At 34.1% G+C, this 12,129-nt stretch carries 11 protein-coding genes; all 11 read right to left on the bottom strand.

The window, feature by feature from the left end:
- Positions 1-11: 11 nt before the first annotated feature.
- A complete protein-coding gene (locus E5167_RS10415; protein WP_136843796.1) occupies positions 12-1,703 on the bottom strand; it encodes an ABC transporter ATP-binding protein in 1,692 nt (563 codons plus the stop codon).
- A 61-nt stretch (positions 1,704-1,764) separates the two neighbouring features.
- On the bottom strand, positions 1,765-2,478 hold the full coding sequence (locus E5167_RS10410; protein ID WP_136843794.1) for a 3'-5' exonuclease: 714 nt from the start codon (positions 2,476-2,478) through the stop codon (positions 1,765-1,767).
- A 33-nt stretch (positions 2,479-2,511) separates the two neighbouring features.
- Complete coding sequence (locus tag E5167_RS10405) at positions 2,512-2,985, bottom strand: methylated-DNA--[protein]-cysteine S-methyltransferase (RefSeq protein ID WP_136844074.1); 474 nt, start codon at positions 2,983-2,985, stop codon at positions 2,512-2,514.
- 1 nt (position 2,986) lies between these two features.
- The gene (locus tag E5167_RS10400; protein ID WP_136843792.1) at positions 2,987-4,105 is read right to left on the bottom strand and encodes a CNNM domain-containing protein; all 1,119 of its coding nucleotides are present in this window, start codon (positions 4,103-4,105) and stop codon (positions 2,987-2,989) included.
- Between the two features lie 26 nt (positions 4,106-4,131).
- Complete coding sequence (locus E5167_RS10395) at positions 4,132-5,439, bottom strand: serine hydrolase domain-containing protein (protein ID WP_136843790.1); 1,308 nt, start codon at positions 5,437-5,439, stop codon at positions 4,132-4,134.
- 27 nt (positions 5,440-5,466) lie between these two features.
- The gene (hemB, locus tag E5167_RS10390; protein WP_136843788.1) at positions 5,467-6,456 is read right to left on the bottom strand and encodes a porphobilinogen synthase; all 990 of its coding nucleotides are present in this window, start codon (positions 6,454-6,456) and stop codon (positions 5,467-5,469) included.
- Between the two features lie 87 nt (positions 6,457-6,543).
- Positions 6,544-7,446, bottom strand: coding sequence for an oxygen-dependent coproporphyrinogen oxidase (hemF, locus tag E5167_RS10385; RefSeq protein ID WP_136843786.1), 903 nt, complete (start codon positions 7,444-7,446; stop codon positions 6,544-6,546).
- Complete coding sequence (locus E5167_RS10380) at positions 7,436-8,191, bottom strand: EI24 domain-containing protein (protein WP_136843783.1); 756 nt, start codon at positions 8,189-8,191, stop codon at positions 7,436-7,438. Before E5167_RS10380 ends, hemF begins: the two co-directional genes overlap by 11 nt.
- Positions 8,184-9,209 (bottom strand): uroporphyrinogen decarboxylase, encoded by a 1,026-nt coding sequence (hemE, locus tag E5167_RS10375; RefSeq protein ID WP_136843781.1) that lies wholly within the window; start codon positions 9,207-9,209, stop codon positions 8,184-8,186. The genes E5167_RS10380 and hemE overlap by 8 nt, the downstream gene beginning before the upstream one ends.
- Before the next feature lie 65 nt (positions 9,210-9,274).
- The gene (gene hemC, locus E5167_RS10370; RefSeq protein ID WP_136843779.1) at positions 9,275-10,858 is read right to left on the bottom strand and encodes a hydroxymethylbilane synthase; all 1,584 of its coding nucleotides are present in this window, start codon (positions 10,856-10,858) and stop codon (positions 9,275-9,277) included.
- The gene (hemA, locus tag E5167_RS10365) at positions 10,851-12,113 is read right to left on the bottom strand and encodes a glutamyl-tRNA reductase (RefSeq protein WP_136843777.1); all 1,263 of its coding nucleotides are present in this window, start codon (positions 12,111-12,113) and stop codon (positions 10,851-10,853) included. The genes hemC and hemA overlap by 8 nt, the downstream gene beginning before the upstream one ends.
- Positions 12,114-12,129: the final 16 nt, after the last annotated feature.

Raw genomic sequence — 12,129 nt, 5'->3', positions numbered from 1 at the left:
AGCTGTTCATGCTATAATCCTTTTGGAATAGCGTCTATAAGTGTTTTAGTATATTCTTTTTTAGGATTGGCATAAATACTATCTGCTTCTCCTAGTTCTTCTATATTACCTTGATTCATCACAAGCAATTGGTCACTCATATATTTTACGACCGCTAAATCGTGTGATATAAATATGTAAGTAAATCCAAAATTATCTTTTAGTTCGTTTAGTAAGTTAAGTACTTGCGCCTGTACCGAAATATCTAATGCTGAAACCGATTCGTCACAAACAATTAGCTTTGGCTGTAACGCTATGGTTCTTGCAATACCAATGCGTTGTCGTTGGCCACCTGAAAATTCGTGAGGATATCTATTAAAATAGTCTGCAGATAAACCAACACGCTCCAATAACGCTATAGTCTTTTCTTTTCGTTCTTTTGTAGAATTATATAATCCGTGAACTTTCATAGGCTCCATAATAGCATTGCCAACTGAAATTCTTGGATTTAAAGAGGCATAAGGGTCTTGAAAAATAATTTGAATATCTTTTCTTAGTATTCTTAATTCTTTTTTTGAAAGCTTTGTAATGTCAATGCCTTTGTAGAAGATATTTCCAGAACTTACGGTATGCAATTGTAAAATAGCATTTCCTAAGGTTGATTTTCCGCAACCAGACTCGCCAACAAGACCTAGAGTTTCACCTTCATAGACTTTAAAACTTACATTGTCAACAGCTTTGAATACTGATGACTTTCCAAAAAAACCGTGCTTACTAAGATATTCCTTACTCACATTTTGAACTTCTAACAAAGGTGGTTGTGAATAAAGCACTTTATGTTTTTCTTTTCGTTCGTTATCTGAAACAAGAGCATCTAAGATATTGTTATTCATATAATCATCAATAGTAGGAAGTTGTTTTAACCTAACATTTAGTGATGGTTTGGAGTTAATTAAAGCTTTTGTGTAAATGTGTTGAGGGTTTTTGAAAACTTCTTTAGAAGACCCTTGTTCAACAACCTCACCTTGATACATAACCAACACTCGATTTGCTATTTCTGAGACTAAAGACAAATCGTGAGAAATAAATATAATGCTCATTTCAAATGTCTTTTGAAGATCTTTAAGCAATAAGATAATTTCTTTTTGAACGGTTACATCTAAAGATGTTGTTGGCTCATCCGCAATCAATAATTTGGGTTTGCATGCAATAGCTAATGCAATCATGACACGTTGTTTTTGGCCTCCAGAAATTTCGTGAGGATACTTATTAAAAACAATATTAGGATTAGAAAGTTTTACATTTGTAAAGAGCTCCAATACTTCATTTTTTGCTTCTCCTTTTGTGAGTTTAGTGTGCTTTAATAATACCTCGATAACTTGTTTCCCACAGGTCATGGAAGGGTTTAAAGAACTCATAGGCTCTTGAAAAATCATGGCAATATCGTTGCCACGAAGTGTTTCAAAACTTTTGTTGTTAAGAGCAGTTAGGTCTATATCCTCAAATAGTATTTCGCCTTTATCTATGGTGCAATTTTGTTTAGGAAGTAATCCTGCAACTGCTAAAGTAGAAACCGATTTTCCACTTCCAGACTCACCAACAATTCCTAATATTTCATTTGGAAATAAGTTATACGAAATGCCTTTAATGACTTTGTTGGTTACCGAATTATTGGTAAACGAAATTTCAAGATTTTTAACAGATAGCAATTGTTTTTTAACCATGTCTAAAAGTATAAAATTTATTAGTTAAGCAAGAGAAAACAGCTAAATAGGTGAAGAAATTTTAAATATGAATTATTTCATCGTCGGTTAGTAATTCATCACCACGTAATCTTAAAAGTATTTGTGCTACCGCAATCGTATCTTTTTCGCAGTAGGTTATGATTCTGTCTATTTGCTTTTCTTCGTAATACACCCTGTAAACTTCACTGCCATCGATGTCATCTTTAGGTGATGGAATGCCTAGTACATTAGTCAATAGTTTTAATGAGGTATAATTTTTATAATCGCCAAATTTCCATAATTCTAAAGTGTCTAAATGTGGCACTTCCCAAGGTTTTTTACCAAAGAGATTTAATTTATAAGGCAAGGTTATATTATGAATAATCATACGTCTTGCAATATAAGGGAAGTCGAATTCCTTACCATTGTGCGCGCATAATAAATGTTTGGACTGACTAAAATGTGATATTAATAGGTTTTTAAAATCTTTCAGAATTTTAATTTCATCGCCATAAAACGATGTCACCCTAAAGTTCCTGATGTCACTTTGGTTAGAAAAATAACCAACCGAAATGCAAACAATTTTACCAAATTCTGCCCAAATACCTGCACGTTCGTAAAACTCTTCAGCTGTATAATCATCTTTTCGTTGGTATTGCGATTTAAGTTCCCAAAGGGCTTGTTTGGTATCGTCTAAATCTGAAAAATGCTGAGTTTCAGGAACCGTTTCTATATCCAGAAACAAAATATTCTCTAAATTAAGTTTGCTAATCATATTGTAAGTATTTGATTAGACTAAAGATAAGAATTAAAATAAAGATTGTTGTTTGTAAGGGCTTTCATGTTCCAACAACCATTGTTTTCGGTGTAAACCTCCAGCATAACCAGTTAAGCTGCCATCGCTACCTATTACACGATGACAAGGTACAATAATCCAAAGCGGATTTTTACCATTGGCACTAGCAACCGCTCTAATAGCTTTAACATCGCCTAAATCTTTAGATAATTGTAAATATGAGGTGGTTTTTCCGTAAGGAATATCAAGCAATGCCTTCCAGACACGTTTTTGAAAATCGGTGCCTTGAGGGTTTAAGATTAAGCTAAATTGTGTACGTTCACCTTTAAAATATTCTTCTAATTGACGAACAGCATCGTCTAAAACTTCTGGAACAATGTCTGATATTGTCGTTTCATTGTTTAAAACAGTGAGTGATGAGAGACCTTCTTCATCGCCTTCTAATTTAGCAAAGCCTAAGGTTGTTTTTATTACGCAAAACTCCATGTTATTCTTTAGGCTTTTCATCAATTAAACCTAAGCGTTTTGCTCTAGCTTCCCAGCTTTTTCTGGCTAATAATTGTAAATCGGCCACATTATCGCTTTCGTCCATAATTTCAAGCCCTAGAAGTGTTTCAATAACATCTTCCATAGTGACTAAACCACTTACTGAGCCATATTCGTCAACCACTAAGGCCATATGGTTTTTACTCTCAACCAATTCTTCAAATAGCTTTGGAATTGCCATACTTCGGTTAACAATAATGATGTTTCGTTTAACATCAGATAGTTTTTTATTACCATTCCCAAAAGCCATTTCTTTAAACACATCGTCTTTTAAAACCAATCCAGTAATATTATCAGGAGTATCAGTATATATAGGAATTCTTGAAAAACGTATGTTATGATTCTCGTTAAAAAATTCCTCAATAGTCATGGTTTCGGTTTCGGTTTTCATAACCGTTCTTGGTGTCATTACATCTTTTGCATGTATGTCTTTAAAATTCAATAGGTTTTTAATGACTTTACTTTCCGATTCCTTAAAAACACCTTCTTCATGAGCCATATCTGTCATAGCATGAAAATCTTCGCGACTCAATACGCTTCCATGATGCCCTTTTCCACCTATGAGTTTTGTTGTAAGCTGCAATAGCCATAAAACGCCAGTCCATTTTAACGGAAAAATTAAAATATTTAAAGCACTTGTTGTAAAACGAGCTAACTGTTGCCAATAGGTAGCTCCAATGGTTTTTGGGATAATCTCAGAGGCTACTAAAATTAAAACAGTCATGATGGTTGAAACAATACCAACCATTATATCTTCAGTAAAAGAGATGCCAAATAGTTTTCTAGTAGTATTGCCATACAATTCTGCATAAGCCACTTTGGCTTGTACACCAACTAAAATAGCACCAACGGTATGCGCAATCGTGTTAAGTGTTAAAATTGCGATAAGTGGTTTGTCAACATCCTTTTTTAGGGCTTCTAGATTTTCGGCATACGGTTTGTTTTCTTGTTTTTTTATATTGATAAATGTTGGGGTGATACTTAACAGGACCGCTTCTAAAATAGAGCACAAAAAGGAAAAGAAAATTGAGATTATTGCGTAAAAAATAAGTAAACTCATAGTGTGCCTTTAAGGGTTTAAAAGTACTAATTATTTATGATTTTTTCTTCGGAATTTGGACTTGTATAAAATACTTGCTGTAATTTAGGACGAACATTTAAGTTATAAATGTTTCGGTGAGTTCTACTTGGATACACACGATTGGACAAAAAGATGAACACTAACTCATTTTCTGGATCTGCCCAAACAAAGGTGCCTGTAAACCCTGAATGCCCAAAACTTGTTGCGCTTACTTGAGGAGCGGGATAGGCTTCTTTTATGTTTAAGGTATCGTTCCTAATAAGTGGCTTATCGAAACCTAACCCTCTTCGATTATCGTTTTCAGGATACTGAATACTTGTAAACTCCTCAACCGTTGAAGGCTTAAAATACTGTTTCCCATTATATGTGCCTTTTTGCACTAGCATTTGCATATATTTAGCCATGTCTAAGGCTGTGGCAAACAGTCCTGCATTACCAGAAACCCCTCCCAAGAGCGCAGCATTCTCATCATGCACATAACCTTTTACAAAATCATTTCTAAAAAGGGAATCCTGTTCAGTTGGAACTATAGCATTATTAAAATGTTTGGTCATTGGATTATAACCAAGAACTTCACAGCCTAAAGGCTTATAAAAGTTGTTGTTGAGGTAGTTTTCATAATTTTCCCCTGTAATATTTTCTATCAGTGTTGGGTAAATTAACGAAGCTAGTCCAGAATATACATACGTTTTATCGTCGCGTACTTTAGAGCGTTTTATTTTCCTGAAGACCTTTCTTTTGAATCTGTTTTTCACATGTAGGTTATTATAGACTTTATTTGAAAAACGCTTCCGATTTTCCTCTTTAATAAAACGCTTTTTAAGGTTGCCATTCCTTAAAACATCACTTAAAAACACAATGTAAGGATTCATTCCCGCCTGATGCGACAAAAGTTCACGAAGCGTTATGTCTTTTTTGTCCTTACGTTTTTTCCAAGAAGACCAATAGGAGCTAAAGGGAACATCTAGGTTAAGTTTACCTTCTTCAAAGAGTTTCATTAGTGCTGGTAAAGGCCCCGTAATTTTAGTAACTGAAGCTAGGTCATACACATCGTCCTTGGCTACTTTTTGAATACTATCATAGGTATGAAAGCCATAGGTTTTATGAAAAATGATTTTACCTTGTTTTGCCACCAACAATTGAGCTCCAGGAAATGCTTTTTGGGTGATGGCATCATTCATGATAGAATCTACATTGGTTTCAATATAAATCGCATTTAACCCAACAGATTCTGGAGTGTTGTACACTAATTGTGCTGAAATAACATTTACAGCTATCAGCGAAATAAAAAGAAATAGTGTTTTCTTATACATTTTCAAGAATATAAATCCTCTTGAAAGTTAAGAAATTAATTTTATCACATCTTTGGCAAAGTAACTAGCTATAATATCAGCTCCAGCTCTTTTAATCGCAGTAATTTGTTCTAACATAACAGCGTCATGATCCAGCCAACCTTTTTCTGCAGCAGCTTTAATCATAGCATATTCACCAGACACTTGATATACAGCCACAGGAACTTCTACTTCGTTTTTAATCTCACGGACAATATCTAAATAAGCAATACCTGGTTTTACCATAACAATGTCTGCACCTTCGTTAATGTCCATTTCGGTTTCTCGAATCGCTTCAAAACGATTTGCATAATCCATTTGATAAGATTTTTTATTTTTAGGAACATTAACCATATCAACAGGAGCAGAATCTAAGGCGTCTCGAAAGGGCCCATAAAAAGCTGAAGCGTATTTAGCAGAGTAACTCATAATACCAGTATCGATAAAACCTTCATCTTCTAAAGCTTCACGAATGGTTAAAATACGTCCATCCATCATATCGCTAGGTGCTACAAAGTTTGCACCAGCTTGCGCATGAGACACACTCATCTCTCCTAATATATCAGCGGTTTCATCATTTAAAATCACGCCATTTTCAACAATACCGTCATGACCGTAAGATGAATAAGGATCTAGTGCAACATCCGTCATTACCAACATGTCTGGACAGGTATTCTTAACAGTTTTTATAGCGCGTTGCATTAGTCCGCTAGGGTTTAACGCTTCAGTGCCTTTATTGTCTTTTAAACTATCAGGTACTTTTACAAATAATAGCACCGATTTTAATCCTAGATTCCAAAGCGCTTTAACTTCTTTTTCTAGTAAATCTAGACTATAACGATAGTAATTTGGCATTGATGGAATTTCTTCTTTTATGCCTTTGCCTTCAACTACAAATAATGGTACTAAAAAATTGTTTGGTGTGATGATGGTTTCACGAACCAAAGAACGAATGGCTTCATTGGTTCTTAATCTACGGTTTCTTCTTAGTGGATACATATATTCTATATTAATGTCATTCTGAACGTAGTGAAGAACCTCTCCTTTAATTGAAATAGATTCTTCGTTCTACTTAGAATGACAAAATTACACCCAATCAATAGGGTTTTTTAATACTTCAATTAATTTTTCTTCATCACTTCCAGTATCTGGATGATGATTATATTGCCATTGTACATGAGGTGGTAAGCTCATTAAAATACTTTCAATTCTGCCATTGGTTTTAAGTCCAAACAGTGTGCCTTTATCATGAACAAGGTTGAATTCTACATAACGTCCGCGACGTATTTCCTGCCAATTACGTTGCTCCTTAGTGTAAGATATATTTTTTCGTTTTTTAACGATTGGAACATAAGCTTCGAGAAAACTATTACCAACTTCGGTAACGAAATCATACCAATTCTTCATGGTCATATCTTCTGAAGCCTTACAATAATCAAAAAACAAACCACCTATACCACGCGCTTCATTTCGGTGAGAATTGTAGAAGTATTCGTCGCAACGTTTCTTATAGTTTGGATAAAATTCTTGGTTATGTTTATCACACGCTGTTTTACAAACTTGATGAAAATGTTTTGCATCTTCTTGAAATAAATAATAAGGGGTTAAATCTTGTCCACCACCAAACCAAGAATTTACAATGTTTCCTTGGTCATCATACATTTCAAAATAACGCCAATTAGCATGTACAGTTGGTACCATTGGATTTTTGGGGTGTAATACCAAACTTAAACCACAAGCAAAGAAGTTAGCGTCTGTAACACCAAAATGGTTGCGCATAGTTTCTGGTAATTCACCATGAACGGCAGATATATTAACACCTCCTTTTTCAAAAACATTCCCGTTTTCAATGACGCGTGTTCTTCCGCCACCTCCCTCTGGGCGTTTCCATATATCTTCTTGAAATTTAGCTTTGCCATCAATAGCCTCTAATTTGGAAGTGATGGTGTCTTGAAGGTTTTGTATGTATTGGTAAAATTTATCTTTCATGATTTGCCTTTAACAATTTTACGGTTTCAGTTGATGCAGCTGTTACTGAAAGTGGTAACACCAAAATAACTCCAATGACAGGAATTAATAAAAACAGCATAAACACAATGCCATTACCAATGGCAATGCCTCGATTTTTTCTAACAAAAGAGATGCTGTCTCGATATTTAAAATGGCGTTCTAATGTATAGTCCATATTACCAAATCCAGCATAATAGGCTTGAATGAAGAATAGCAATAGCGAAGTAAACCAACCTATTACTGGAATTAAACTCATAATTAAAATAATAATAGTTAGCCATAATTCCATGGCTAAGTTACGCACGTTAATTCTAATACCTCGCCATAGTTGGGATTGAAAAGAGGTATTGCGGTGTTGATGTATTAAATTAGAGTTTTCACCTAATAAATGCGCTTCAATTTTTTCGGACACAGGACTCATAAAAGGTGCAGATAACGCCATAACAATATGCTTGTAGAGTACAAGACCTAGCACCAAAACAAGAAGTCCTCCAAAAACTTCACTTATGGTTTTAAAGGTTTCTTTTCCCCATTCCCAAACCCAAATTTGAGAAATGAATTCACCAATATTATCTGAAAAACCATATGCCGATACACTAATAGCAATTGCAGTTACAACACTTATAAGAATAGGAATTATAAAATAGTTCCATAGCTTAAGTTTTGAGATTAACTCAAAGGCTCCAGCATATGCTTTAATTCCTATGAAAATATTTTTAAGCATTATATTCTTTTACCGCATCAATAAAAGCTTTGGCATTATCTAATGGTATATTAGGTAAAATACCATGACCTAAATTTACAATGTATTTATCTTTTCCAAACTCATCAATCATTTGGTGTACCATTTTTTTGATCTCATTAGGAGGAGAAAATAAGCGTGTTGGATCAAAATTACCTTGTAAGGTAATGTTTCCGCCAGTTAAATAACGAGCGTTTTTTGGTGAGCACGTCCAATCTACACCCAAAGCAGATGCATTAGATTTTGCCATCTCACCTAATGCAAACCAGCAACCTTTTCCAAAAGCAATGACAGGAGCATCATCTTTTAAAGCTTCAATAATTTGATTGATGTATTGCCACGAAAATTCTTGATAATCGGTTGGAGATAGCATGCCTCCCCAAGAATCGAAAATCTGAACAGCATTACAGCCAGCTTTTACTTTTTCTTTTAGATACGCAATAGTTGTATCGGTTATTTTTTGAAGTAATTGATGCGCGGCAATAGGGTTTGTAAAACAAAATTCTTTGGCTTTATCAAAATTTTTACTGCCTTGACCTTGCACACAATAACAAAGTATGGTCCAAGGTGAGCCTGCAAAACCAATTAACGGAATTTCATTATTTAATTTTTCTTTGGTTGCTTTTATGGCCTCATAAACATAGCTTAAAGCCTCTTTTACATCAGGAACAATAACATTATCAACATCTTTTTGTGAGCGAACAGGATGAGGTAAGTAAGGTCCAAAATTTGGTTTCATCTCAACCTCAATATTCATAGCTTGAGGAATCACTAAAATATCACTGAATAAAATAGCAGCATCCATACCATAACGACGAATAGGTTGCACGGTTATTTCACTGGCTAATTCTGGTGTTTGACAACGCGTAAAGAAATCATACTTAGCTTTAATTTCCATAAATTCAGGCAAATAGCGTCCTGCTTGACGCATCATCCAAACAGGAGGACGATTAACAGTTTCTCCTTTTAAAGCTCTTAAAAATAAATCGTTTTTTATCATAACTATTTCCCATGAAAATGGGAATCTTTTTAATTTAACTTCTAATTAATTAATAAGATTTCTGCTTAAGCAGAAATAAAATGTTCATTAACCAACTCAATAACACTCTCTACAGTTGGTACTTTGGCAACCCTCACATCATTAAAGTGTTTTTTAGCTTCAGATGCAGTGGTTGTTCCAATGCAAAAAGCAATGGTATTAGGTTCATTTTCTTTTAAATAACTTTGAACCGTTGATGGACTGTAAAACATGACACCTTCAACAGAGTCTTTAATCTTTTCGGCATCATATTTTGTTTGATATGCTTCAACTTCATTTACAGTAATATTGTTTTCTGATAAAATAGTTGGCAAATCATCCAATCTTAAATCGCTACAAAAGTAAGTAACTTCAGTACCATCAATATATTCTACTAAATATTCGGCTAAGGCTTTAGCATTTTTTTCAGTATGTTTAACTAATCCGATGCGTTTTTCAACAAGGCGTTTAGTACGACGACCAACACAGTAAATATTTTTGAATTGTAATTCTACAGCCGAAAAATTGTGCAACAAGGCTTCAACACTATTTTTACTAGTTATAATAACGTTTTCAATAGGATTACGAACTACCTGTGGTTTGATTCTATTTAAACTGATTTTAATAAAATCGGAGCTTTCGGCAACCACTTTTTCGTTAAACAACAAGTTTTGGTCTTTTGTTAAGCTTTTAGTAGAATAAATGTTAGTTGGTATTGAACTGCGCTTAATGGTATCCATTAAACTTTTGCCACCTCGCTCTATAATGTAATCTGCACAGTATTGGGCGATGGTATCATGTTTATCTAAGCGTTCAACACGATTTACCTCAATTTTTTTACTACCATCTGTACTTAACAAAATGCCTTTAAAATGAACTTCTTCATCTTTAATAAAAGCTAATGCACCAATAGGAGCCGTACAACCACCTTCTAATAGGTTTAAAAACTTTCGTTCTATGCTTGTGCATATTTCAGTTTCTTCGTGGTTAAGGTCTTTACAGATCTCTTTTATTTCTTCGTCTTCGTCCAAAGCAGTAACCATAATAGTGCCTTGTGCTGGCGCAGGAATCATCCAATCTAAATTAACGGTATTTTCAGGTTTTATACCAAGTCTTCCTAATCCTGCTGCAGCAAAAATGGCCGCGTTCCAATTGGTGTTATCTTCAAGTTTTTGTAAACGCGTATTCACATTACCTCTTAAATCTGTAAGCGTATGTGTTGGATATCTGTTAAGCCATTGTGCACGACGACGCAAACTTCCTGTAGCTATAATAGCATCTCGTTGCGATAAGAACTCTTCATTATTTTTATAAACCAAAAGATCTTTAATATTACCGCGTTTTAAAACTGCTGCTTGTACAATACCTTTTGGTAATAAGGTTGGAACATCTTTTAAGGAATGAACAGCAATGTCTATATCGTGATTTAGCATGGCGATATCTAGCGTTCGGGTAAAAATTCCAGTAATGCCGAGTTCGTAAAGCGGTTTGTTTTGTACTAAATCGCCTGTAGATTTTACTGGAACTATTTTGGTTTTATGACCTAATTTTTCCAGCATTTGCTGTACAGCGTTGGCTTGCCATAGTGCTAGTTGACTATCGCGTGTACCAATTCTAATTATTTTAGACATGTTTTAGAGGTTCTTCTAATTGAAATACTTTTTTTATAAGCTCTAAGCTTTCATCAGTAGTACAATTTTCATCTTTTAAATGATGAGCGAAGTGATTAGTTATTTTTTGAATAATATTATTACTAATAATTTCTGCTTGAGCTTCATCAAAATTAGCAATTTTTTTACGTTGGGAGTCAATTTCTGCAAACTTAAAATCGTTTAGCTTGTTTTTAAGCGCTTTAATGGTTGGTGCAAATTTACGTGTTTCTAACCATTGGTTAAATTCAGTTTTTACATCTTCAATGATTTGCTCAGCCTTTGGGATATCAAGTTTTCTGTTTTCTAAAGTAGAGTCAGTTATTTTAGATAAATCATCAAGATGCACTAAAGTCACATTATCTATGTCAGTAACATTACCATCAACATTTTTAGGGATTGATAAATCTAAAATTAACAAAGGTTTTTTGTTTTCTAGAATAGCTTTATTAACGGTTGGTAGTTGCGCTCCTGTTGCAACTATTAAAATGTCTGAGTTATTTATTTCTTCTTGTAAATTAGAATAATCTTTTACTATAAGGTTAAATTTCCCAGCAATAGCTTCAGCTTTGGTTTTGGTTCTATTAATTAAAGTTATGTGCTCATTTTTGGTGTGTTTTACCAAATTTTCGCACGTATTTCGGCCTATTTTTCCAGTCCCAAAAAGTAAAATGTTTTTTTCTGAAACATTGTCAACTTCATTTAAAATATATTGAACTGAAGCAAAAGATACTGAGGTTGCACCTGATGAAATATTTGTTTCGGTTTTTATACGCTTGCTTGCTTGAATAACAGCATTAACTAATCGTTCTAAAAAGGCATTAAGTAAGCCTTCTTTTTTAGAATGTATAGCACTTTTTTTAAGTTGACTAATAATTTCAAAATCCCCTAATATTTGACTATCTAAACCAGAGCCAACACGAAACATATGCGAGATTGCTTCTCTATTTTTATAAACATAAGCCACTTCCTGAAACTCTTCTACTGTGCCTTTAGTGTTATCACATAGTAATTTTATTAGTTGATATGGATGCTGAGCAAATCCATAAATTTCTGTTCTGTTACAAGTTGAGGTAACTATTAAGCTTTCAATGCCCTCAAGTTTAGCTTGTTGAATTAGTCTTTGCGTTCCATTCTCATCAAGACTAAAATGACCACGAATTTTGGCGTCAGCCTTTTTATAGCTTAAACCTATAGCGTAAAAAGTGTTACTTTTTGAAATATTGTATTGCTCCATGAACCTGACTAGGATT

It is taken from the genome of Pontimicrobium aquaticum (assembly GCF_005047595.1).
Classification (GTDB): domain Bacteria; phylum Bacteroidota; class Bacteroidia; order Flavobacteriales; family Flavobacteriaceae; genus Pontimicrobium; species Pontimicrobium aquaticum.
The sequence above is the reverse complement of the archived record's forward strand: the minus strand, read 5'-3'. Positions and strand labels throughout refer to the sequence as shown.